Genomic DNA, 23,253 nt, shown 5'->3' with positions numbered 1-23,253 from the left:
AAAACGTCGGCGAAAACATCGGCGAAAACGTCGGCGCAGAAAACCGCCCGCACCGCCGTAACCGCCGCGCCACGGGCCGCGTGCAAGCTCGCGCGCGCGCTCAAACCAGGTCCTTGCCTTTGAGGCGCTCGAGAATGCCGAGCGGCGCCCATTCGGGATGCACCATGTCCTTCGCCGGCAGGAAGAAGGTTTGTTCCATCATGAACTGGCCGGACATCACCGCATGCGAGGCGTGATCGGAGAAACAGACCCACACGCTGCCCGGCGGAAAGCCGATGGTCTCCTGCGGACTCGACTTCTGGTAGTCGAGATCGGCCTTCATGCCGTCATGCAGATTGAGCATCAGATGGTCGTACTCGCTGCGCGGCGACTTGGTGATGTGCAGCAGATGCTGGAGCCACGCCGAGCCGGGGAACTGCGGCTTGATATTGGGCAGGAAACGCCGCGCCATGTCCTCGAACGGCTCGCCCACGCGCCACACGCGCGGCACGCCGTTCGGGTTGACGTTGGTGAACACGCGCAAGATGCGCTCGCCGTAATTGGGCCGCGAGGGAAACGCGTCCACGTGCAGGCGCGAGTCGTCCTTGCGCCACGAGGTCTGGCGCGTTTCCACCTGATGCAGCCGCAAGCTCGTGGGCGCGACGCGCAGCTTGCCGGCGTATTCGGGAAACAGCCCGTCGACGAGCGTGCGCGCATTGGCCTGGTAACGCGCGATCAACGTGCGCACCGCCGACTGCGCGTTGGCGTCGCCGAGCACGCCGTGCAGCGCGCCGCCGTTCGGGTCGAGGCTGATGTTCTTGCGCTTCGGGTCGGCGATGGCGGGATCGAGCAGCGCGCGCTCGTTGCCTTCCAGCGCGAACGCGAGGTTCGGGAAATACAGCACCTTGCCCTGCTCGACGGCATCGAGCAGCGACTCGCGCGGCCGGGAAAGCTGCTGGCCGCGCCAGTCGCCGGAAGTGATTTCGATGATCTGGGATTCGTTCATGGTCGCCCCTGGAAGCGCCGGATCTGCGTCGATCCGCTTCGATCTACGTTGATTGGGATACACGCGGCGCGAGATTCGCAGGCCGGTTGCCCGAGCCTCGCCGCGTGCGCGAGCCGATTCTTATACCCGCAGGCTTCGTGCTCCGCCTTGATTCTTCGCAGCCGATCGAACCGCCGGTAAAGCGGCGACGCCAGGCCCGCGCCGAAGCCAACGCTAAATCCAACGCCGAAGCCACAGCCGCTCAAAGCAGGCCGAAGCCCGCGAGCGCGCCCTTGACCTGCGCGAGCGCAGGCGGCTGGCCGGCCGTGCCGAGATTGACCACGTTCGGCGACCAGTAGCCGCCCGTGCGCCAGGCGGTCGCGAAATTGTACAACTCGACGGTCGGCCGCTTGAGCGCCGCCGCGATGTGAACAAGGCCGGTGTCCACGCCCACCGTGGCCGCCGCGCCGTCGATGAGACCCACCACGGCCGGCAGCGAGAGCTTCGGCGGCACGATCGCCGCTTCGCCGAATTCGCGCGCGAGGCGCTCGCTGGTCGCGCGCTCGGCCTCGCTGCCCCACGGCAGCACGAGCGACGCGCCGCGCCGCACGAGCGCCTGGCCCAGTTCGATCCAGTTGGCGTCGGGCCATTGCTTGTCCGCGCGCGAGGTGGCGTGGACGAACACCACGTACGGCACCGGCAGGTTCAGCCCGAGCGCCGCGAGCGCTTGCGCCGCGCGCGAGGTGTCGATCCCGAAGTCGATCTCGTCGGCGGGCGTGGGCCTCGCCAGCTCCAGCGCGCCCGCGACCAGTTGGCGCGTGCGCTCGACCACGTGCGTGCGCGGCTCGATGCGCACCGAGCGGTCGTAGAAAAAACGCACCGGCCATTCGTAGCCCGCGCCGTCCGTGCGGTTGCCCAGCCCCACGAGCGGGCCGCGCGCCCAGCTCGCGACCCACGCCGTCTTGATGAGCCCCTGGCAGTCGATCACCATGTCGTAGTTTTCGGCCGCGAGCGCGCGCCGGAACGCGCCGATCTCGCGCCAGTTCGCCGCCGAAAAGAGGCGCTTGCGCCAGCGGCGCAGCGAAAACGGAATGGCGCGGCGCACGCCGTGTACGAGTTCGACGAGCGACTGGAAGCTCTCTTCGACGAGCCAGTCGATCTGCGCATCGGGATAGCGCCGGCGAATGTCGGCGATGGCGGGCATGTTGTGGACGACGTCGCCAAGCGACGACACGCGCACGATGAGAATCTTTTGCACGCTCAGGCTCTGGGGGCTACGGAAGGGAAAAAGGTCCGCAATTCTAGCGCGCCGGGCGCACGCACTACAGCAGAACGGCGAAAATTGCCGCGCCATGCGCGTGATTTGCGGCGAAATAGCACGCTCGGAGCGCAAAAAGCGGCGCAAGGGCAAACTCCGCGGCGCCCCACGAAACGCAAACGGCGCCGCGACGAAGATTCGCGCGGCGCCGTATCGCTTTGGAACTCGAAGGGACTCAGAGCGGGCAAGACGAAAAGCCGAAAAGCGGCTTAGAACGGCAGCTTCGCGTCCGCCTTTTCGGCCAGGATCACCCGCTTGAAGTCGGCCTGAATGCGCGCGAGCGCCGCGTCGTTGTCGGCTTCGAAACGCATGACCACCACGGGCGTGGTGTTCGACGAACGCGCGAGGCCGAAGCCGTCCGGGTATTCCACGCGCAGGCCGTCGATCGTGATGACTTCGTCGGCGCCCGTGAACTTCGCGTTCTTTTGCAGCTTGGCGATGAGTTCGAAGTTCTCGCCCTCTTCGAGCTTCAGCTGCAGTTCCGGCGTGGCGTGCGAGTTCGGCAGGTCGTTGAGCAGCTTGCTCGGGTCGGCCACGCGCGAGAGGATTTCGAGCAGGCGCGCGCCCGTGTACAGACCGTCGTCGAAACCGTACCAGCGGTCCTTGAAGAACACGTGGCCGCTCATTTCGCCCGCCAGCGGCGCGCCGGTTTCGCGCAGCTTGGCCTTCACGAGCGAGTGGCCCGTTTTCCACATGAGCGGCTCGCCGCCCTTTTCCTTCACCCACTTCGCGAGGTTGCGCGTGCACTTCACGTCGTAAATGATCTGCTTGCCCGGATTGCGCGAGAGCACTTCCTCGGCGAACAGCATGAGCTGGCGATCGGGGTAGATGATCTGGCCGTCTTTCGTGACGACGCCCAGGCGGTCGCCGTCGCCGTCGAACGCGAAGCCGATTTCCGTATCGGCGTTCTCTTGCAGCGCGCGAATCACGTCCTGGAGGTTTTCCGGGTGCGCCGGGTCCGGATGGTGGTTCGGGAAGTTGCCGTCCACTTCCGTGAAGAGTTCGACGAGCTCGCAGCCGAGCGCCTTGAACAGACGCGGCGCGAGCGCGCCCGCCACGCCGTTGCCGGTGTCGACGACGATCTTCATCGGGCGCGCGAGCTTCACGTCGCTCACGATGCGCTCCACGTAGGCGTCGACGATGTCGTACTGCGTGTAGCTGCCTTCGCCCGCGTCGAAGCGTTCCGCGACGATGCGCTCGTAGAGCGCCTGGATCTGGTCGCCGTAAATGGCCTTGCCGCGCAGGACCATCTTGAAGCCGTTGTAGTCGGGCGGGTTGTGGCTGCCCGTCACGACGATGCACGAGTCCACGTTGCGCTCGCCGCCCGCGAGCTTGAGCGGCACGCTCGCCGCGAAATAGCCCACGGGCGTGGGCACCATGCCGACGTCGACCACGTCGACGCCCGCTTCGCACAGGCCGTCGGCGAGCGCGCGGGAGAGTTCGGGGCCCGAAAGGCGGCCGTCGCGCGCGATCACCACGGCGTCGCCGCCTTGCGCCCGCACCTCGCTGCCGAACGCGCGGCCGATGGCGCGCGCCGTATCCGCGTCGAGCGTCTTGCCAATCACGCCGCGAATGTCATATGCCTTGAAAATCGATCTGGAAGTCATGTTGAGGCTCACCGTGCAGAGGGAGGATTCGGAATTCGGGGCCTATTCGTAACACAGCAACGGGCGCGATGCGCCTGCCGTTACGAAAAGTGGTATCCGTTACAAACTATAATTGCGGTCTTTCGGCCGTGGTATGAACCTATTTTAATGCGTCGCCGCCCCCTTTCATCGCCATTTTGTCCGCCAACCGGGGCGGCACGACTGCGCACGCCGCATGCCCGGATTTTTTCCCGCGCGGCGTTGCAAAACGTTTCCCGTCGAACGGCGCGATGCTGAGCCTCAAGCGCTTCACCAATCCCGACGTCGCGCGCGCGTTCGCCAACATCGTCTGGCTCGGGCTCGAACGGCTCACGCAGATCGCGGTGGCCATCGTCATCAGCGGCGTGCTCGCGCGGTATTTCGGCCCCGACGTGTTCGGCAAGTGGCAGTACGCGAACACGCTGCTGCTCGTGCTGTCGCCCATCACTTGGGTGTGCGGCGCCGAGATTCTCGTGCCGACGATCGTGAACCGGCCGCCGCAGCAACTGGGCACGGTGCTCGGCAGCGCGTTCGCCTTGCGCATCGGCGTGTCGGCGGCGGCGCTCCTCGCGACGTGGACCGGCATTGCAATGGGCGCGACCGATCCGCTCGTTGGCGCGATGCTCGCGGGTCTCGTCGTGACGATGCTGTTTCGCGAGCCGTTCGTGGGCGTGATCAATGCGTGGCTGCAAAGCATGACGTACAGCAAGCCGCAATTGCTTGCGAGCATGACGACGGCCGTCATCAAGGCGCTGCTCGTGTTTCTGCTCGCGCGCGCGGCGTTCGCGCCCGCTGCGTTCGGCTGGCTCTGGGCGCTCGAGTCGGCGGCGATCGGCGCGGCGCTGGTGCTGTATTTCCGGCGCCATCACGGCGGCAAGCTCGGCTGGCACGTGGACCGCGCGCTGTTCCGGCACTTCGCGACGGCGGGCACGGTGTTCTGGCTCGGCCTGATCTGCATGTATCTCTTTCTCAAGCTCGACCGCCTGATGCTCGAGCGCACGATTTCGTTCGCCGATCTCGGCCGCTATTCGGCCGCGCAGCAGCTCAACGAAAACTGGATCACGCTCGCGCTGATGCTCTCGCAAACCATCGCGCCCGCCTTCGTCTATCGCGTGCAGCAAACCGCGCAACTGCGCCGCAATCTGGTGCGCCTGTTCGCGCTCACGGCCGTGGTGATGGTGGCGGGCGCGCTGGTGCTTGACGCGCTCGCGGGCTTCATCATCGGCCGCGTGTTCGGGCCGGCTTACGAAGGCGCGATCGGCATTTTTCGCTGGGCCGTGTGGCTTTCGGTGCCGGCGGGGCTGGAGGCGATCGGCAATCTCGTCGTGCTCAAATATCAGGCGAAATACGTGCTGCTCGCGAAGTGGCTGCTCGCGCTCGCGGTGGCGTTCGCCGTCAATCTCGCGGCGATCGCGCGCTTCGGCGCGTATGGCGCGCTGCTCGGCCTTGCCGCCGGTTATCTCGCGGCGGCCGCCGTGAATCTCTATTACATCCGCTTCAAGCTCGCTTCATGACGAATCCCGCCGCTCCGGCGCCTTCACGCAACAATGCGCACGCCGACGACACACACGACAGCGCGCACGAGAACGCGCGCGACAGCGCTCAAGCCGACGCGCGCGAAGGCGCGCTGGCCGACGTCGCCGTGCTCATGCCTGCGTACAACGGCCAGGCCGATGTCGATCGCACGCTGGCCTCGTTCGCGGAACACGCGCCCATTTACGCGCTCATCGTCGACGACGGCAGCACGCCGCCCATCGTCGCGCCCGAGGTGCCGGGCATGAAGATCGAAGTGTTGAAGATGGCAAAAAACGGCGGCATCGAACGCGCGTTGCAGGCGGGCATCGAAGCGCTGGCGGCGCGCGGTTTTCGCTACGCGGCGCGCATCGACTCGGGCGATCTCGCCGCGCCCGGCCGGCTCGCGAAGCAGCGCGCGCGCATGGAAGCGGAACCGGCGCTCGCGGCGCTCGGCACGTGGACGCAGGTGGTCACGCGCGCGGGCGAGCCGCTTTTCATGCTGCGCCCGCCCGCCGACGCGCACACGCTGCGCAAGACGCGCATGCTGCGCTCGCCGCTCGTGCATCCTTCGGTGATGCTGCGCGTGGACGCCGTGATCGAGGTGGGCAATTATCGCGTGCAGTATCCGGCGGCTGAGGATCTCGATCTGTTTCTGCGCCTTATGGAGCGCTATGAGTGCGCGAATCTGCCGGAACTTGGGCTGTATTACGAGCTGAACGAAGGCGGGATCAGCGCGACGAAACGGCGTAAGCAGATTACGTCGACGCTGCGGCTGCAACTGCGTTACTGGAACGCGCTGAACTGGCGCGACTCGGCGGGCATTGCCAAGAGCCTGCTGCATTTCGTGACGCCGTACCGGACGTTGCAGAAGGTGAAGCGGGCGTGGTTTGGGCGATGAGGCGCTCGAAAGAACGCTCGCGCCGCCGTTGACCGTTTGCGCGTTATCGCGATTGCGTCGACGCCCCCCACTAAATCCACCGCAACATCACCGGCAGCAACAGCGGCACGACGAACGCCGTGAACACGCCGTTCAAACCCATGCCGAGCCCCGCGAACGCGCCCATTTCCTCGCTGACCTGAAACGCGCGCGCCGTGCCGATGCCGTGCGACGCCACGCCGATCGCAAAGCCGCGCACTTCCGCCTCGCGCACGCGGATCGCGTTGAGCACCCAGCGCGCCGTGACGGCGCCGAACACGCCCGTCGAAATCACCAGCACGGCCGTGAGCGAGGGAATGCCGCCGATCTTGTCGGCGACGGCCATCGCGATCGGCGTGGTGGCCGACTTCGGCGCGAGCGAGGCCACGGTCTGACGCGAAGCGCCCAGCAGCGACGCAATGCCCACGGCCGAAACGATCGCCGTGAGCGACCCCGCCACGAGGCCGCCAAGCAAAGGCAGCGCGCCGCGCCTGAGCTTGTCCCATTGCCGGTAGAGCGGCAGCGCGAGCGCGACCGTCGCCGGCCCGAGCAGAAAATGCACGAACTGGGCGCCTTCAAAATAGACGCGATACGGCGTGTCGGTGAGCTTGAGCGCGGCCACGACGAGCGCCACCGCGATCAGCACGGGGTTGGCAAGCGGATTGTGCTTCGCGCGCGCGTAAAGGTTGATGGCGACGAGATACGCAACCAGCGTGAGCGTGAGTCCCAGCAGCGGCGAAGCGGCGAGATAGACCCAGATGGCATCGAGTTTCGGGAAAGCGTGGTTCACGATGCGCGCTCCGTGCCGGGCGCGCCGCGCCGTTGGCGGCGCAGCAGCGCGCGCGTGACGAGCGCCGTGACGGCAATGCCGAGCGTCGTGCTCACGGCCACGCTCGCGATCACGGCCAGTGCCTCGCCGCGCACCGCCTGCGCCGACACCATGATGCCCACGCCCGCGGGAATGAACAGCAGCGACAGATGACGCAGCAACTCGAGCGCGGTGGGCTCGATGGCCTCGGCGGCGGCGGGCCGCATCAGCGCGAAGGCGAACAGCAGCAACATGCCGATCACGGGACCGGGTACGGGCAGCGAGAACACGTAGGACACGCTCTCGCCCAGGCACTGGAAAACCAGCAGGGCGGCAAGGGAACGAAGCATCGGAAAAATTCGAAAAGCGGCTGAAAATGGGGCGCGCTCGGCAGCCGGGCCGCCGCGCGCAGCCCGACATCTTACGCCGCGCGGGCATTCCGCCTTGAGTCGCCCGCCCGCCTTGCACGGCCGGGCGGCGACATCTGCCGCACCGGGCGGCGCCGGCATCGTGTCGAGGCTTGCCCGGCCAGGCCAGCCCGACATCGGCCAACGCGTCGGCTAAAATGTGCGCCCCGCCCGCCGCGTGCGCCTCGCGCCGCCGGCGCGCCCACTTTCGTAACGCCGACGCCCCTGCCCTCGTGAATTCATCGCCTGCCCGCACCGCGACCGCTGCGCGTGCCCCACACCGCGCGCCGCTGCACGTCGCCCTCGTCTGCAACACCGCGTGGGCGATCTACACCTATCGGCGCGGCCTGCTGCGCGCGCTCACGCAAGCGGGCGCGCAAGTCACCGTGGTCGCGCCGCGCGACCGCACCTTCGAGCCGCTGACCGAAATGGGCTGCCGCTGCGTCGAGTTGCCGGTGGCGTCTAAAAGCACGAATCCGCTCGACGATCTGCGCACGCTGGCTACGCTTTTCAGGCACTATCGCGCGCTCAAACCGGGCGTCGTGTTCCATTACACGATCAAGCCGAACATCTATGGCTCGATCGCCGCGTGGCTCGCGCGCACGCCGTCCGTCGCGGTCACGACGGGCCTCGGCTACGTCTTCATCCAGAAAAGCCGCGCCGCGCAAATCGCCAAGCGCCTTTACCGGCTTGCCTTCCGCTTTCCGCGCGAAGTCTGGTTCCTCAATCGCGACGACGAAACCGCGTTCCGCGAGGAAAACCTGCTCGCGCATCCCGAGCGCGCGCGCCTCCTGCACGGCGAAGGCGTCGATCTCGACGAGTTCCCGTTCACGCCGCTGCCCGTGCGCGAAGCGTCCCCCGAAGCGCCCCCCGCTGCGCCCGCGTTCACATTCGTTCTGATCGGCCGTTTGCTCTGGGACAAGGGCGTGGGCGAATACGTCGAAGCGGCGCGCTCGCTGCGCGCGCGCTATCCACATGCGCGCTTCCAGTTGCTGGGGCCGGTGGGCGTCGACAACCCGAGCGCGATCGCGCGCGACGAAGTCGCCGCATGGGAGCGCGAAGGCGTGATCGAGTATCTTGGCGAAACCGCCGACGTGCGTCCCTATATTGCAGCCGCCGATTGCGTCGTGCTGCCCTCATACCGCGAAGGCGTGCCGCGGACGCTGATGGAAGCGAGCGCGATGGGCCGCCCGATCGTCGCCACCGACGTGCCGGGCTGTCGCGAAGTCGTCGCCGATGGCGAGAACGGCCTGCTCTGCGCCGCGCGCGATGCGGCGTCGCTGACTGGCGCGCTCGCGCGCATGCTCGACCTCGGCGACGCCGGGCGCGCGGCGATGGCCGAGCGCGGCCGAAAAAAAATCGAAAAAGAATTCGACGAACGCGTTGTGGTACAACGCTACCGGGAACTGATCCGGGAAATCACCGGGTCGACGTTTTAAGGCATTGATCGATTTGCACGGGACTTTCCGCATGAGCGCGACGAATTCGAAGGGCACCATTCTTGTCACCGGCGGCGCGGGCTTTATCGGCTCGCATACCTGCGTCGAACTGCTCGGCGGCGGCTACGAGGTGGTCGTCGTCGACAATCTCGTGAACAGCCGCAGCGAGTCGCTCAAGCGCGTCGAGCGCATCGCGGGCAAGGCCGTCACGTTCTACGAAACCGACGTGCGCGACGCCGCGGCGCTCTCGCGCATTTTCGAAACGCACCGCATCGACGGCGTGATCCATTTCGCGGCGCTCAAGGCCGTGGGCGAATCAGTCGCGAAGCCGATCGAGTATTACCGCAACAATCTCGACGGCCTGCTCGTCGTGCTCGATGTGATGCGCCAGCACGGCGTGAAGCAGTTCGTGTTCAGCTCGTCGGCGACGGTCTACGGCGTGCCGGAGCGCTCGCCGATCGACGAGACCTTCCCGCTTTCGGCGACGAACCCGTACGGCCAGTCGAAGCTGATCGCCGAACAGATTCTGCGCGACGTGGCAATCTCGGACCCGTCGTGGCGCATCGCGGTGCTGCGCTATTTCAACCCGGTGGGCGCGCACGAAAGCGGCTTGATCGGCGAAGATCCGGCCGGCGTGCCGAACAACCTCATGCCTTACGTCGCGCAAGTGGCCGTGGGCAAGCTTAACCAGTTGCGCGTGTTCGGCGGCGATTACCCGACGCCGGACGGCACGGGCGTGCGCGACTACATTCACGTCGTGGATCTCGCGAAGGGCCATTTGAAGGCGCTCGATGCGCTCGCGGCACGCGGCGCGGGCTTCGTCGTGAATCTGGGCACGGGGCGCGGCTATAGCGTGCTCGAAATCGTGAAGGCGTTCGAAGCGGCTTCGGGACGGCCGGTGCCGTATGAGATCGTGGCGCGCCGGCCGGGCGATATTGCCGAGTGCTATGCGAATCCGGCTACGGCGGAAAAGCTGATCGGGTGGAAGGCGGAATTCGGGATCGAGCGCATGTGCGTGGATCACTGGCGCTGGCAGGAGAGGAATCCGCGGGGGTTTGAGTGATCGTTGACCGCCCGCCATTAAAGTGAGCGGACGCCGTCAATACCCCGAAACTCAAATTTACGTATTTGCATAATTGTTGCAGTTTATTACGATCGCGTTACAAGAATAGGCTTCGCCGCTAAAATATCCATCTGGATGGATGGCTTTCCATGATTGATGGGGTGCGAAGCAATGAATACGGCCGTGAAACCAGTAACGTCGTTGGGCGTGGTCGTGTGGCTCACCGGAATGTCGGGGGCAGGCAAATCGACGATTGCGCATGCATTGGTCGATCGCTTGCAAACGTTTGATCTTCGCGCAACGATACTCGACGGCGATGTTCTGCGTACCGGGCTGAATTCGGATCTCGGGTTCAGCAAAGCGGAACGCACCGAAAATCTGCGCCGGGTGGCGCACGTCGCAGCACTCTTCTGCAAGGAAGGTTTTATTGCCGTCACGGCAACAATTTCACCCGAACCCGAGCATCGAGAAAACGCCCGGCATATCGTCGGCACCGATTCCTTTGTCGAAGTATTTGTCGACACCCCGCTCGATGTTTGCGAACAGCGCGATCCCAAAGGTCTGTACAGGCGTGCGCGGCGCGGCGAACTTTCCCAATTTACCGGCATAGGCGCGGCATATCACGCCCCTACGCTCCCCGATGTCGTCCTGCACACGCTGAACGCCAGCGTTGACGAATGCGTCGACAAGGTCATCGAGCATTTATCCACGCGAATTCCGCCGCATCGGCTCGCCAGTCTCCCGTGTCATAAAACGGCTTGAGTAACGCAGGAATGTAACGCAGGAATAACGGGATATCGTTACATCGCGTCCGCGATTCCGGGGCAACCTGGCGATGACCGTGCCGCGCGCTACTTCCTGATGAAGTAGACATCCTGGTGGTTGTCCCATCCGCCCTCGGTATATTTGGCCAGCGAATAGCCCAACTCCTCGATGAGGGCCGTCATCCAGTCTTTGTGCGTAAGCGAAACGCCATAAGCATCCCCGACTTCTTCCACGGTTTTCTTTTCGAAGGTGTGTGCGGGGGAATAGTTCACGAAACCGTGGCCACGGTGCGCGTAGGCATCGAGCAATGTCGTGCGGTCGAGATCGGAAACTTCGAACCAGTTTCTCGCGTGCAAGTCGTCGCGCGAGCGCTGACCGTGCGTGGTAATCACCGCGACCCCGTTCGGCGAAAGCTTGCGGAGGAAATGCTCGACGACCGTTCGCGTGTTCGGCTCGGAGAGGTGGGTAATAAGCGAGCCCATGGCCGCAACGTCGTATGCGCCATCTTGAATGTTGGCGAACTCGTTGACGGGATCAACGATCTGTATTGCCCTGACACCAAAAGTTGCGCGGACGAATTCGATGCAAGGAGACATGATATCGGCCGCATCAATTTGACCCGGCGCGAACTGCCTGACGAGGTGGCGCGTCACACGACCATAGCCGCACGGAAGCTCCAGAATGCGCGGCGCGCCTGCCCCCGATAAATCCGCGGCCATTTTGACGAAACTCCCGAATTGCTCTCCGCACCGCTCATAGTGTCCGAGATCACCGGTGTACATGTCATCGTCGGGGTGAATGTTCCCTGGTCGCATTGACGCTATCTCCTTAAAGTGAGGAAGAATCTTACCGAAACTTCCACACCTTCGAAGAAAAGTTACAGCGGAACCCTCGATGATTAACGTAGTACGTAGCCTTGCCGTATGCGGTCACACGTGCGGGCGGCTCATCACTCCTTCACGAGATGAACGGCGCTGTCCTGGCAAATTAGAATCTGATCTCCGCGCCGCTGTATCACGCGAATCGTCAACTCGCCTTTGAGCGCGCCCGCATCGACCTGAGCTTCGAAACCGGAACGCTTCAACGATGCATGTTTGAAGTACGTTGCAACGCCGTCGTTTTCGACTTGCGCCGCCTTCTGCAGAACCACCGCTCCCGTGCTGTCCATTAGCGCGATATAGGCGATATCGTTCGGCACGCCCTCTCTCATCGACGCTGCCGCCCATCCGCGGAAACCGAGAATTTTCGACGATGTCGAAATAGGGCCGCTTCTCGTGTCGATGCCGTTAACGTAATCAATATGGCAATCGCCGGAATTATCGAAATTGATCGGACGGGTCATCAAGGAGATATCGGCCGCCTTGCCGCGCTCCATATTCAGCGGCGCCAAGCTGACGGCGTAGTGCGTATTCCAGAGCACGCTGCTGCCGCGCGCCCCGTCGATCCAGAACGACGTCGGGCGACGGCGGTCACTCACGAGCCCGTTGAGTACCCGCCCCTGAATCGCAACAAAATCAATGTCATCCTGGATCGTTGGCGCAAGGACGAACCCGGCCTTGCCCATGCCGGCAATAAATCGGTAGGTCTGGGACGTACCGTCGGAGTATTTGACATGAATGGCCAACTGAGGAAGCTTGAAAAACACCGCCGCCAGTTTGCCGGCCAAGGTTGGCGTTACATCAATTTTCGCCCACACCACGTCATTCTGATCGGCGATGGGGACACGATCGCCGAATGACACCTTGTTGCCATAGAACTCCGCGCCAGGTGAAATATCAGTCCGGGACGCGCGCTTGTCGAGAACGACATAGTCTCCGACATAGGCCGCCGGACGATAGGCGCCCAGCAGAGCCGGCCAACTTGCGCCATCCTCCAGGGCAGGGTAGCGGCCGTCGATAGGATGGACGGAAAAGAACACGCGATCAGGCGCATTCGCCTGATTCAGATGTGCCGCATTCAACTGCGCGAGTTCTGGTGTATAGGCGGAATAGCTCTGCGGGACCGGTCGCGGGTTCCAGTTGATACCGCTGGCAAACATGAGATTCAGTTGCGCTGGGTACAAGTCGGCCGTCCCTTGTCCTGCGGGCAACGTCAGATATTTTCTGATTTCCGCGCCAGACGATGCGAATTCGTTGCGCACGGCTCGTTCGCCGCTCAGGCGATCCCTCAGCCCGTCGACCGACTTCTCAACTTCACTAGCGAAGCGCGAAGCAATGGCAGCAGGGCGAACGTCGATATACGAGTGAGCAATGCCGGCCCATCCCGCAATACCGATCAGCAAGGTTACGATTGCCGCGCGCGACGGAAACCTGAGAACCGTCAGATAAGGGAGAAGAACCAGCGCGAAGGCCGCTTCGAGCGCATGCGAGTCGTGCCTGACGAATCCGGCCTTGAACGCAATAAAGAGCACGGCAACGTAGGCAATGACGAGGGTCCACGGAGCCTTCCCCGCAGACAACCCAAGCCCCACCATGACGCAAACCGCACCGGCGAGGAAAATGGCGATCTCCCACGGGTTGCCCGACGACGTCATTGCGTCCGCGTAGCCCGACACGATTGGCGATTGTGCCGCGAGGTAATGCGCAAACCCGCTGAGCGGTTGCCCGACTGCTACCCATGCGAGGATCACGGTCAGACCAAATGCCAGTAACCCGACGAAAGCCGTGAGCCGCGAACGTTGCCATACCGTGACAAATATAAGTAGCCCCAAAAATACGATTTCGGCGGTCGTGCTTGCTTTAATCAACGGCAACATTGCCGTTGCCACGAAGAGGGCAAGAATCGCTGCGTTGGTCCAGACGCTTTTTTCCGCATCGCGCTCAACGACAAGAAGCAACATGAGCGGAATCGCGAAAAGCACCGTGTCTCTCGGCCACGTTTGAGCGAGCAAAATTGGCAATGCCAAGACCCACGCGTTTCGCTTGCCGCCAGCAATCGCCACACAGCCAAGGAAGGTCGCCAGCGCGATGATCGACGATCCGGTCAGCATCAATGCATCGACCGCTGGATGGTAGAGATGGGTATATAGCGAGGCTAACGGCCCGAACGTGAAAACGATGTCGCGACCGAATACCAGATGATTGGCGACCGCCACGTTCATCGCGTATGCCCAGGACGAGTCGAGACCTGTCCCGGGCATACGCGGCATGAAGGGAACCGACACGAGCACCGTGAAAGCGAACGCCAATAGGGCAAATATCCCGTTCACTATTGGCATGCTACGCCCGGTGCTTTCTACCCCGTTGACTTCACTCATTTATCAGAATCGAAAAGTATTCGACGGCGCCATTATAATTAGCCGAAGCGGCATCGTATATGCCGCTCCGAAAAATACCGTTATTGGCGCTGAATCGATAGCTTTTCGGGCGTCTCGCCGTGAAATCATCGCGCAACGCAGGCGCTCAGGTCAGGTGGACGGCCGGAAGTCGATTTGATTCCGAGGGAGGAATTTTTACCCAGGAATCATGGTTCCATCGCACATTACGGCGAATGATGCGTGCCGGATTGCCGGCCGCCGCGCAGTTCGGGGGCACTTCTTTCGTAACGATCGAACCCACGCCGATGATGCTCCCGTCGCCGATCGTTACACCCTTCAGTATCCTGACATCTGAACCGACCCAAACGTGCGAGCCCAGCACCACGGACCTCGGTTCATTAATGCGAACCCCGGTTTCCAGATCAAAGACGGAATGCCAGTCGCTCGTGCGCAAATCAATATCCCACGAAAAGAGGCAACGCTCCCCGACAATAATTTTCGTTGCGCGCTCTACCGCGAAAAAGTTGGCCTTAACGATGGTTGTCGCGTGATGTATCTCAATGCAGGTTTCATCGGCGCCGAACGTCGCAGAGCCTTCGGAAATCTGAACTGCACGACCAATCAGGAGGCGCGTCCTGTCAGCCGTTCGATCCGGGCCATTGTTGGCTCGCGACTGAATGCGAAAGTTGCATACGCAGCAATCTTCAACGAAGTGATATTCGTTGCCATTGCCGTTAATTTCGATAACGACGTTGTTGAGACAGGCGCGCTCGATAACGATGCGATTATCACTGCCATTTATAACCACGCGCACGTTGTCTAAAATCGCGTCGTCGTGATGCAGCACCTCATTCCCGGTTCCGTGGTTTTCTACCTGAATTGATTTCATCGCTTTCTTCCTTTCCGTTACCAGATGTTACCATCGGGCACGCCTTGTCTGACGACGGAAATGGTCCCTGAGCGATCTTCGACTCACGGGTTGCTGAAAGAGGCAGCGCTGTCATCACGCTGAAACGTAAAGAATCCGTACGGCGCGGCGTTGTACGGTATCAAGGCGATGTGGAGGTGACGGACGGCAGGCAGCCGTCGCGTCATGCCCGGTTGCAACTTTTGGGAAGCGAGGGTTCCGCAGCCAGGTTTCGCACCGGCTTGCGGAACGTTCGGCGAAACGATCTTGAAAGCAGCACGAGCAAGGAAGCCCACACGACCGGCGCACGACGTCTTCGTCGATCCCAAGCCAGCCGCCACCAGCCTGGAGACGAGTCAGGGCCATATTGCACCCAGCCCTCTCGTCATCGCGCCGTGGAGGGCGGAAACGAACTGCCTTTACGCCAGGGAAACTTGCTTAATCGAGCCAATGCGCAAAACGGGTGCCCCTCACATATCTTGAGAATTCATCGTAGTTCTCGATCAAGCCCGACAAGTCTCCGGCGTTGATCTTCTGGTGGCTGGACACAGCGTTAAAATGAGGTAAACCAAAAAAATCAAATACGGCGGCAACCCCGGCCTCGTCTTTTGTCAACTTCTCGTACGAGATCGAAAAAACGTCGCCAGTGACTTCGGTTGCGATCAGATCGTCGATTTCTTTTTCGGCTTCTTGATATCGTTCAGCAATGTCGATCAATTGACGGGGATCGATGTGAACTCTTTTATTTTTTACCGGCTTCCCGATTGCGTCTTTAATATTAACATTGTAGTTGGACGTAGCGATATAAATTTTCTGGGCAACCAGATACGAAAGGGCTTGTCTCAGAATATTTTCCCGATACAACCTCAAATATTTCACGTCATAGTAATTCAACGTGGAAATCAATTCGTGATCGTATTTTCGGATCTTTGACGTCAGGAACATCAGTTTCGGCTCTTCAACGATCCGGTGATATTCGGTCATGGTCGGGATCGTAAAGTAATCATCGAGCCATCTAAAGAATCCTGCCCTTCCTCCGCCGGAAAAACAATCCAGCGGCTCCCCAACCGCATAGGCGTCAGGATGGGCCCGGATACGGTCGCAGAGATAAGTCCCGCCGGAGCGCGAGGTGAAAAGGCAAACGCCCCGCGCCGGGCCAGCCATCAGCCGCTCGTGATGCGCCTTGGCTTCGGCGTTGCTTTGCACGTATTGGTAACTCCGCACCTCGCCATTTTTATAATACCCGCCCCCCAGCGGACGGACGCTTCCACACGGACGCACAATAATTTCCGCAGGTACGTAGCCCGGCAGTGCCGCGTCAAGCTGGAATTCAAATCCGTTCGCTTCGATCCCGGCAGATGCGAGATCCGCGCGTGAAATTACGCTCGACGGCCTGATAACGAAACGTCGATCGATTACGGCCTCGACGTCGACATCGCACCATCCGATGATTTCCTTAGCGGTCAAAATATCGACAAACCCCTTCATCGCTACTGCCCTTTCCCGGTTATATGCGGCGCTCAAAAAAATACTCCGCAGCGATAGTCGACGGAGCCCTGGTGTCTATATTCGACCAGGGTCGTCCCTGGTTACTCTCGATTATAAGTGACACCGACCACCGCACGCGCAGCCATATCTCCTCCAAATCGAGTATGGACCAATGACGGTGCAATGGGGTGCCGTCGCGTCTGCCGGACTCACATCAGTCGCGCATTCGCCATGGGACAAGCGAATCCGCAAGTCCGGCACGGTCCAGCGTCACCATTCATGTGCGGCTTCATATATGATGTTCGTCCTTCCGACCTTTGGTCACGCACGATGAACCGTATATTTCCGACCTGGGCGGCATTGCTCGCCGTGTTCGTTGTCGTTACATCTGTATATGGCGGCTACCATCACTTCTCTTCCATCCCGTTCGGTGACCAATGGGACGGAGAGATCGGTTTTTACCAGAAGCTACAAGACGGCGACTATCGCGCCTTCTGGACGCAGCACATGGAACACCGAATCGTGTTTTCCCGAATCCTCTTTTGGCTGGATATCGCGGTATTCCGGGGCATGAACGTATTCACCGTCGTTATGAATTACGTTCTGCTTGCCGCTATCGGCCTTGTCTTTTGGCGCGAATATCGGTCGGGTGTGACGGTTTCATATTCCGCCGCGCTCATCGCGGGATTAATTTTTGGATACCTGTTTCTCTGGTGCCAATATTCAAATCTGCTGTGGGGTTTTCAGAGCCAGGTTTTTGCGGTTTATTTGTTCTCGTTTCTCGCATTCGGCACCTATTCGCGCCCGCAGAACGGCACGCGCCGTCTGGTCAAGTGCTGCGCGTTCGCTGTCGTCGCGGCGTTGAGCATGGGAAACGGGGTGGTTGCGTTTTTTGTCATGGTGGTTCAGGGCATTTTGCAGCGCAGGCCCTGGCGTGAATCCGCATTGCTGGTTCTCGTGGGCCTCGTAGCCGCTGCGATTTATTTCCACCATTTCTCGCGCCCCGAACTGCCCATCACGCCCGAAGCCGAACACGTGCGCCTGATCAAGGTCAGGTTCTTCGCCATCTTCATGGGCAATCCTGTTTATGAGGTTTCCCAACGGCTCTGGGTGTGCGGTCTGCTGGGCACCGTCTTTCTCGTCGTCAATCTGGTCACGGTCTGCGTTCTCTTCTTCAAGAACCGGATTACGCCCTATCGCGCCTTCCTGATCGCCGTGTTCGGCATGACGATAATCTCGGCAGCAGGCGCAACGAATAGCCGATGGGTGTTCGGGCTGCTTTATGCGGTGTCGAGCCGGTACACCACGGCTATGCTGCCGGGCTATGTCGCGACCTTCCTTCTGCTGCTCGACATCTTGCCGACGCGCAACGCGCGAATGGCCACCGCCTTCGTATCGTTGCTACTCCTGAGCTATGTTGCACCGTTCCAGTTGCGCACCTTTGGTGGCACGGACTACCGATATCCACCGAAACTTGCGCTCCTCGGTCAAAAGATCGGTCTGGACCATCCCAATTACGACGCGCTGATTTTCTCATCGCAGGACCACGACAGATTTATCGACAAGGCGAACTTTGCCGCCGCCGCGGGTATCGGGCCGTACGGTCGCGGATGGTTGCATGACGCGGGTGTCGTGAAGTTCGACAGCAAGCTCGTAGACGCGTCCTTGTGTCTGGGCCTCGTGGAAGCGTCGGAGCCCGACGCCGCGGGACTCGCGGTGTATGGCTGGGCCGTACCGACGCACGACGCCGATACTTCCACGCTCATCGTACTGGTGGATTCCAGCGGCCGCACTGTCGGCTACGGCGTCACCGGCGCAACGCGCACGGACATAGCTAAATCGGTAAAAGGTGCGCCGACTGACAGCGGCTGGACGGGGTTTGCGAAAAAGGTCGACGGTCCGCTCAGTGCGTACGCTTATACGGCCGGCAAATTCTGTCCGCTGACCAAAGGGAGTTAGCGCGGGAGCCAACCCGAAAACGAAGCCATCGCTCGGCCAGCCGGAGTTTCTCCGGCTGCCGGCTCAATGTCTGAAGCTAAACTTCTTGTGCCCGATATAGCTGCTGAACACCGGCACGACGACGCCAACCAAGTGTGCGATATCGCGGTCGTGCCACGTCACGCCCAGCCTGGGAAACACGTAGTACGCCAGCCCTACGCTCACTACCCAGGTCTGCGCCACGGCCACGAGATTGACGAGCGTGAAAAAGAACACGGAACGGTGCGTCGACTGCTTGCTTTCCGTGAACACAAACATCTTCGCGAGCACAAACGCCGTGATCATCCCGGCGATGTACGCCACCACAATGGCCGCCGAATAAGGCATCCACCGGTTGAACAGGATACGGCTGCTCCAGTTCACGGCGGCCGCAAAGCCGCCGGTGAGCAGGAACATCAGAAAGTTCTTCGAAACGAAGCCGCTCCTGACCACGGCGTGCGCTCTCGTCATACCATCCTCGCCATCTTGCGCGACAGCCCGATACTCTCGGAAATGCCACGATCTTCGGGGTAGTAATACGACGTGTCAGCCACGAGCAGACCTTCCACCGGCAACTGGATCGGCGGCAAGCCATCGAGATAGCCCGGCTCGCAGATCGGCTGCGCGAAACGATAACGGCTTGCTCGCACGTCGATGAAGTCCTCTGCGGTGAGCGCAGGGTTGATCTTCATGAGGTAGCGTTTGACCTTGTCGATGAACGCGGAGTCCGGCTCCTGATACTTCGGGTGCTCGCCGGGCACGTAGAACGGCACGTACACCACATGGTTGTCGAGCGGCCGCAGGTTCGTGTATTCGACGATACCGGGTATATCCATTTCCGGATCGTTGGTATTGAGCCAGAAGTTTTCGGTCACGCGCTTCTTGAGCTTCGCGATCACGCAAACCACTGCGACGTTTTTCTTGCTGCGAAACGCCTCAAGAATCTCCGTCGGCAGATCGGGCATCACGCGCGGCACATAGGGCAGCGGAATCGTGCTGATCACCTTGTCGAATGCGTGGAACTCACCGCCTGCTTCAATGCCTTTGACCTTGCCGCCTTCGATTACCACTTTCTGCGCGGGCGTGCCCAGACGGAACTCGCCGCCATGCGCCTCGATATAGCTGCGCATGCCGTTCAGGAGCGTGTCCGAGCCGCCTTCGAGATAACCCAGTTTTTCGCGGAAGAGGTCGTAGCGCGAACGCCCGATACGGCGAATGCGGCTCCAGATCCACGCCGCCGAGAGGTTGTACGCGTAGTCGTAGAACTTGTAGTCGAACAAGCGCCGCCAGAGCACTTCCCACGCTTCTTCGCCAATCCAGCGCCGAATCCAGCCCGTGGCTTCGACGTGATCGAGAGGCTTCCAGTCGTTGCGCTTCGTCGAGAGGAATGCATGGAGTCCGTAGCGAAACTTCGCGCTCAGGCTCAAGCCCTTGAACTTGAGCAGCGCCATGGGATTCCCCCAAGGCTGCACGCGCCCCTGGTAGAAGTAGCCCATCTTCGTTTCGCACCACTTCATCTTGTCTTCGATGCCGAGTTCGCGCAGCACTTCGAAGAATGCGTGATCCGAAATCGCGTGGAAATGGTAATAACGCTCGATCGACAGGCCGCCAAAGTCGAAGCAGGCCGCCATGCCGCCCACGCGGTCGTCCGCTTCGAAAATGATCGGCTTGCGTCCGTCCTTGACCAATTGGTAGGCGGCGCCGAGACCCATCGGTCCTGCGCCGAGCACGGCGATGCGTTCTGTACTCATGTGTCCTCAGAATTCCAGGGCGATGTGGCTATAAGTCGGGTCGTTGAACGTTTCGTCCATGGCCTTGGCGAACGGCGTGGCGCGAATGCCGAAGATGCCCTCCCAATCGATCACCTCGAACTCGTCGCCGGCGGTCAGGGCCTTGAGCTGATCGGCCGTAAACGGCGGGTTCTTGTCGAATACCGCATAGATCTTCAGCAGCACATAAAAGAGGCCGTAAGGAATGCGTACGATCGCGCAGCGCGCACGAGTCGCGCGCTTGATCTGCCGGATGATGTCGATGTAGTCGACGCGCTCCAGGCCGCTGATATTGAACGCCTGCCCCTTGATGCGCAAGTCGATGCTGCTGATGATGACGTTGCAGAAGTCGCCGACGTAGAGCGGCTGGCGCATGTACTTGCCGCTGCCCGGAATCGGAAACACGGGCACACGGTGCATGAATCGTGAAAGCCAGCCGAGGTGCTTGCGGTCGAACCAGCCGAACATAAGTGTCGGCCGCAGCACGACGCAGTCGATGCCGGAGGCCACGACGATCTCTTCCTGCTCGCGCTTGGTTTGCGTGTACCAGTCGTCGGCAACCGAATTCACCACCGACGAGCTGATGTGTACGGTGTGGGGAATGCCGTATTGCTTGATGACGTCGAGCACGTGGCGCGTTGCCACGATATTGTTGCGCACGAAGGGCTCCTCGGTCGGAGCGCCGATTTGTGCCTGCAGCATGACCACGACGTCGGCGCCTTCAAAGTGCTTCGCCCACTCGCCGGGTTCCGCAAGATCCGCATAGATCGCCGTGATGTCCGGATGAACCTGGCGCAGGACTTCGAGGTTGGCTTTATGCTTGTCCAGCACGACAAGATTGGTGTATCCACGCGCCTTGAGCCGGGCGACCAGATTCTGTCCGACCAAACCGGCGCCGCCAGGAAGTATGATGCGAGTCTGATTCATGCGTTAGCGAATGATTAAATGGGATGTCCGACGTGAGTCGCGGCTTGCGTGCCGTTAAAGCGACGCCCGTTTGAACAAAAATTTCGGAACCGACCTGATGATCAACATGATCAGCGACCAGAACCACGGCGTGTAGAGCACGTCCCGGTTCTTCTCGATGGCGCGGGTAATGTCGGCGGCCACCTTGTCCGGAGTCGCGACGAGCGGCCCCGGCAGTGGCAGGCCGGCGGTCATCGGCGTGGCGACGAAACCCGGCTTGATCGTGACGACATGGCCGCCTGCCTTGAAGAGACGGGCGTTCAGACCCTCGCAGAACGCGGAGAGCGCCGCCTTCGCGCTGCCATAGAGATAATTCGAAGGCCGGCCGCGGTCGCCTGCCACGGACGAAATGACGGCGATCGTACCATGGCGCTGCGCCTCGACCAGATTCGCGAGCGGCGTGAGCAGCCCGATGACGGATGTGACGTTCGTATTGAACTCGCGCATTGCCACCGCGGGATCGGCCTGGCACAGCGCCTGGTCGGGCAGCGTGCCGGGCGCGACGAGCACGATGTCGAGCGTGCCCAGTTCGGCCTCGCAGCGCGCCAGCATGATTGCGTGCTGGTCGAGATCATTGACGTCGAGTACATGGCACGTCGCCGCTTTGGCGCCGCGCGCGCGGAGATCGTCGGCGACCTGCTGCACGCGTTCCGCGTTGCGAGCGACGAGAAAAAAGCTCGCGCCCTGCGCAGCCCAGCGACGCGCACACGCCGTCGCGATGGCCGAGGTTGCACCGATGATCAGAATATTTTTCATGTTCGTGTTGTTCGTTCCCAAAACCGTGAAAGCATCGCCGGATCTCGAAGCGCCTCCAGCTGCTGCCATTGCGGATAAGCGGCCCGGAAGTCCTCGCCGGACATGTGGGCGTCCTTCGCCGGATAGAGCCGGCCGCGCGCCTCGCGCACGATCGCATCGAGACGCGCGAAAAGCCGCGCATTCTGCGCATCGCGCTGCGGGAAGTCGAGTGCGAGCGAGGTGCCCTCGCGCGGGAACGACAGGAGCCCCGGCGAGACGATGTCGCCACAGCGCTTGAGCACGGCGAGAAAGGAGCCCGTGCCGCTGGTCGCGATGGCTTCGAGAATTTCGCGGATGGCGTCGCGAGCGGCCTCGGGCGGCACGACGCACTGGTACTGCTGAAAGCCCTTACGCCCGTATATGCGGTTCCATTCGAGCAGGCTGTCGAGCGGATAAAAGTACGCGTCGTAGCTAACTTTCGCGCGCCGCGCGCCGCTGCGCTGACGGTGATAGTACGCGCCATTGAACGCGCGCAGGCTGAGCGCGTTGAAGATCGGAACGGGCAGCGTCATCGGCACCGTGCGCTTCTTGCGGCGGTCGACTTCGAGCGGGCCGCCCCGCGCGTGGTCGCCGACCATGAAGATGCCGCGGCCCAGTGTCGAGCCGCGGCTCTGGCAGTCCACCCATGCCACGCTGTACTCGTGCAGCGGGTCGAGGCGCTCCGAAAGCGCGAAGAATTCGTCCAGGTTCGAGAAGCGCGTGTTCATGACGTCGATCAGGCTGGACCGGATCGGCATGAGCTGGATTTCCGCCCAGAGGATCAGGCCGGTGAGACCGAGTCCGCCGATCGTGGCCGCGTAAAGATCGGCATGCGTGTCCGGTGCGCATTCGAGCAGCGCGCCATCGCTGCGCGCCAGTCCGAAGCGGCGCACGTGGCGGCCAAACGTTCCGCGTACGTGGTGATTCTTGCCATGGACGTCATTGGCGATCGCGCCGCCCAGCGTCGCATACTTGGTGCCGGGCGTCACGGGCAGCATCCAGCCGCGCGGAATGGCGACCTCGAGGATCTGCTCCAGCGTGATGCCTGGCTCCGCGCGCAATACGCCGGTCTGCCAGTCGGCCGCGACGAGGCGGTCGAGCGGCAGCGTCTGCAACACGTGGTCCGAGGCCGCGAGGCAACTGTCGCCATAGCTGCGTCCGTTGCCGAACGCGAGCACCGTGCCGCTTGCCGCTGCCGCCTCGCGCCACGTCGCGGACGCACGGTCGCGCCACGCGATCCCATGAGCCTGTTGCGGGTGGGCAGGATAGCGGCCCCAGGATAGCACCGTATCCATC

At 61.9% G+C, this 23,253-nt stretch carries 20 protein-coding genes; 6 read left to right on the top strand and 14 right to left on the bottom strand.

Annotated elements, in window-relative coordinates:
- Positions 1–100 precede the first annotated feature (100 nt).
- From U5805_RS10830 to U5805_RS10820, 3 genes are all read right to left on the bottom strand, one after another.
- Positions 101–985, bottom strand: a complete 885-nt coding sequence (locus U5805_RS10830; protein ID WP_322103471.1) for a Kdo hydroxylase family protein — start codon at positions 983–985, stop codon at positions 101–103.
- A gap of 241 nt (positions 986–1,226) precedes the next feature.
- Positions 1,227–2,228 (bottom strand): lipopolysaccharide heptosyltransferase I, encoded by a 1,002-nt coding sequence (waaC, locus tag U5805_RS10825; protein ID WP_322103569.1) that lies wholly within the window; start codon positions 2,226–2,228, stop codon positions 1,227–1,229.
- Positions 2,229–2,491: 263 nt separating this feature from the next.
- Positions 2,492–3,889 (bottom strand): phosphomannomutase/phosphoglucomutase, encoded by a 1,398-nt coding sequence (locus U5805_RS10820; RefSeq protein ID WP_322103470.1) that lies wholly within the window; start codon positions 3,887–3,889, stop codon positions 2,492–2,494.
- 269 nt (positions 3,890–4,158) lie between these two features.
- Here U5805_RS10820 and U5805_RS10815 point away from each other — a divergent pair, with 269 nt between their 5' ends.
- On the top strand, positions 4,159–5,421 hold the full coding sequence (locus U5805_RS10815) for an oligosaccharide flippase family protein (protein ID WP_322103469.1): 1,263 nt from the start codon (positions 4,159–4,161) through the stop codon (positions 5,419–5,421).
- Between the two features lie 134 nt (positions 5,422–5,555).
- Positions 5,556–6,320, top strand: coding sequence for a glycosyltransferase (locus tag U5805_RS10810; protein WP_322103568.1), 765 nt, complete (start codon positions 5,556–5,558; stop codon positions 6,318–6,320).
- 70 nt (positions 6,321–6,390) lie between these two features.
- On the opposite strand, the gene U5805_RS10805 is transcribed toward U5805_RS10810, so the two are convergent.
- Entirely contained in the window at positions 6,391–7,128 is a 738-nt protein-coding gene (locus U5805_RS10805; protein WP_322103468.1) for an LrgB family protein, read from the bottom strand.
- Complete coding sequence (locus U5805_RS10800; RefSeq protein ID WP_322103467.1) at positions 7,125–7,496, bottom strand: CidA/LrgA family protein; 372 nt, start codon at positions 7,494–7,496, stop codon at positions 7,125–7,127. The genes U5805_RS10805 and U5805_RS10800 overlap by 4 nt, the downstream gene beginning before the upstream one ends.
- 290 nt (positions 7,497–7,786) lie before the next feature.
- Here U5805_RS10800 and U5805_RS10795 point away from each other — a divergent pair, with 290 nt between their 5' ends.
- The 3 genes from U5805_RS10795 (at position 7,787) to cysC (ending at position 10,817) form a co-directional block, all read left to right on the top strand.
- Positions 7,787–8,992 (top strand): glycosyltransferase family 4 protein, encoded by a 1,206-nt coding sequence (locus U5805_RS10795; RefSeq protein WP_415914570.1) that lies wholly within the window; start codon positions 7,787–7,789, stop codon positions 8,990–8,992.
- A 31-nt stretch (positions 8,993–9,023) separates the two neighbouring features.
- Positions 9,024–10,055, top strand: coding sequence for a UDP-glucose 4-epimerase GalE (gene galE, locus U5805_RS10790; protein ID WP_322103466.1), 1,032 nt, complete (start codon positions 9,024–9,026; stop codon positions 10,053–10,055).
- 171 nt (positions 10,056–10,226) lie between these two features.
- Positions 10,227–10,817, top strand: a complete 591-nt coding sequence (gene cysC, locus U5805_RS10785) for an adenylyl-sulfate kinase (protein ID WP_322103465.1) — start codon at positions 10,227–10,229, stop codon at positions 10,815–10,817.
- Between the two features lie 89 nt (positions 10,818–10,906).
- On the opposite strand, the gene U5805_RS10780 is transcribed toward cysC, so the two are convergent.
- The 4 genes from U5805_RS10780 to U5805_RS10765 form a co-directional block, all read right to left on the bottom strand.
- On the bottom strand, positions 10,907–11,602 hold the full coding sequence (locus U5805_RS10780; RefSeq protein WP_322103464.1) for a class I SAM-dependent methyltransferase: 696 nt from the start codon (positions 11,600–11,602) through the stop codon (positions 10,907–10,909).
- Between the two features lie 167 nt (positions 11,603–11,769).
- On the bottom strand, positions 11,770–14,076 hold the full coding sequence (locus U5805_RS10775; RefSeq protein ID WP_322103463.1) for a hypothetical protein: 2,307 nt from the start codon (positions 14,074–14,076) through the stop codon (positions 11,770–11,772).
- A 145-nt stretch (positions 14,077–14,221) separates the two neighbouring features.
- Positions 14,222–14,965, bottom strand: coding sequence for an acyltransferase (locus tag U5805_RS10770; RefSeq protein ID WP_322103462.1), 744 nt, complete (start codon positions 14,963–14,965; stop codon positions 14,222–14,224).
- 456 nt (positions 14,966–15,421) lie between these two features.
- Positions 15,422–16,507, bottom strand: coding sequence for a hypothetical protein (locus U5805_RS10765; protein ID WP_322103461.1), 1,086 nt, complete (start codon positions 16,505–16,507; stop codon positions 15,422–15,424).
- Positions 16,508–16,801: 294 nt separating this feature from the next.
- Between U5805_RS10765 and U5805_RS10760 the strand changes: the two genes are divergently transcribed.
- Positions 16,802–18,430: a hypothetical protein gene (locus U5805_RS10760; protein ID WP_322103460.1), complete on the top strand. Its 1,629-nt coding sequence runs from the start codon at positions 16,802–16,804 to the stop codon at positions 18,428–18,430.
- A 63-nt stretch (positions 18,431–18,493) separates the two neighbouring features.
- Here U5805_RS10760 and U5805_RS10755 read toward each other — a convergent pair whose 3' ends face one another.
- From U5805_RS10755 to U5805_RS10735, 5 genes are read right to left on the bottom strand one after another with little or no spacing between them, the layout of a single operon-like run.
- Entirely contained in the window at positions 18,494–18,919 is a 426-nt protein-coding gene (locus U5805_RS10755) for a GtrA family protein (RefSeq protein WP_322103459.1), read from the bottom strand.
- Positions 18,916–20,199 carry an NAD(P)/FAD-dependent oxidoreductase gene (locus U5805_RS10750; RefSeq protein ID WP_322103458.1) on the bottom strand — a complete coding sequence of 428 codons (1,284 nt, stop codon included), beginning with the start codon at positions 20,197–20,199 and terminating at the stop codon, positions 18,916–18,918. Before U5805_RS10750 ends, U5805_RS10755 begins: the two co-directional genes overlap by 4 nt.
- Positions 20,200–20,205: 6 nt before the next feature.
- A complete protein-coding gene (locus U5805_RS10745) occupies positions 20,206–21,144 on the bottom strand; it encodes an NAD-dependent epimerase/dehydratase family protein (RefSeq protein WP_322103457.1) in 939 nt (312 codons plus the stop codon).
- A 54-nt stretch (positions 21,145–21,198) separates the two neighbouring features.
- Complete coding sequence (locus tag U5805_RS10740) at positions 21,199–21,939, bottom strand: SDR family oxidoreductase (protein ID WP_322103566.1); 741 nt, start codon at positions 21,937–21,939, stop codon at positions 21,199–21,201.
- Positions 21,936–23,252 carry an FAD-binding oxidoreductase gene (locus tag U5805_RS10735; RefSeq protein WP_322103456.1) on the bottom strand — a complete coding sequence of 439 codons (1,317 nt, stop codon included), beginning with the start codon at positions 23,250–23,252 and terminating at the stop codon, positions 21,936–21,938. Before U5805_RS10735 ends, U5805_RS10740 begins: the two co-directional genes overlap by 4 nt.
- Position 23,253 lies beyond the last annotated feature (1 nt).

It is taken from the genome of Paraburkholderia sp. J41 (assembly GCF_905220235.1).
Lineage (GTDB): Bacteria > Pseudomonadota > Gammaproteobacteria > Burkholderiales > Burkholderiaceae > Paraburkholderia.
This window is presented reverse-complemented; position numbering and strand designations above follow the sequence as displayed.

Bases quoted from the DNA above. Each gene is read 5' to 3' on its own strand.
- U5805_RS10735 (WP_322103456.1), bottom strand. From the start codon at position 23,252: ATGGATACGGTGCTATCCTGGGGCCGCTATCCTGCCCACCCGCAACAG.
- U5805_RS10760 (WP_322103460.1), top strand. From the start codon at position 16,802: ATGAACCGTATATTTCCGACCTGGGCGGCATTGCTCGCCGTGTTCGTT.
- U5805_RS10830 (WP_322103471.1), bottom strand. From the start codon at position 985: ATGAACGAATCCCAGATCATCGAAATCACTTCCGGCGACTGGCGCGGC.
- U5805_RS10740 (WP_322103566.1), bottom strand. From the start codon at position 21,939: ATGAAAAATATTCTGATCATCGGTGCAACCTCGGCCATCGCGACGGCG.
- U5805_RS10820 (WP_322103470.1), bottom strand. From the start codon at position 3,889: ATGACTTCCAGATCGATTTTCAAGGCATATGACATTCGCGGCGTGATT.
- U5805_RS10745 (WP_322103457.1), bottom strand. From the start codon at position 21,144: ATGAATCAGACTCGCATCATACTTCCTGGCGGCGCCGGTTTGGTCGGA.
- galE (WP_322103466.1), top strand. From the start codon at position 9,024: ATGAGCGCGACGAATTCGAAGGGCACCATTCTTGTCACCGGCGGCGCG.
- U5805_RS10755 (WP_322103459.1), bottom strand. From the start codon at position 18,919: ATGACGAGAGCGCACGCCGTGGTCAGGAGCGGCTTCGTTTCGAAGAAC.
- cysC (WP_322103465.1), top strand. From the start codon at position 10,227: ATGAATACGGCCGTGAAACCAGTAACGTCGTTGGGCGTGGTCGTGTGG.
- U5805_RS10770 (WP_322103462.1), bottom strand. From the start codon at position 14,965: ATGAAATCAATTCAGGTAGAAAACCACGGAACCGGGAATGAGGTGCTG.
- U5805_RS10815 (WP_322103469.1), top strand. From the start codon at position 4,159: ATGCTGAGCCTCAAGCGCTTCACCAATCCCGACGTCGCGCGCGCGTTC.
- U5805_RS10780 (WP_322103464.1), bottom strand. From the start codon at position 11,602: ATGTACACCGGTGATCTCGGACACTATGAGCGGTGCGGAGAGCAATTC.
- U5805_RS10750 (WP_322103458.1), bottom strand. From the start codon at position 20,199: ATGAGTACAGAACGCATCGCCGTGCTCGGCGCAGGACCGATGGGTCTC.
- U5805_RS10800 (WP_322103467.1), bottom strand. From the start codon at position 7,496: ATGCTTCGTTCCCTTGCCGCCCTGCTGGTTTTCCAGTGCCTGGGCGAG.
- U5805_RS10775 (WP_322103463.1), bottom strand. From the start codon at position 14,076: ATGAGTGAAGTCAACGGGGTAGAAAGCACCGGGCGTAGCATGCCAATA.
- U5805_RS10810 (WP_322103568.1), top strand. From the start codon at position 5,556: ATGCCTGCGTACAACGGCCAGGCCGATGTCGATCGCACGCTGGCCTCG.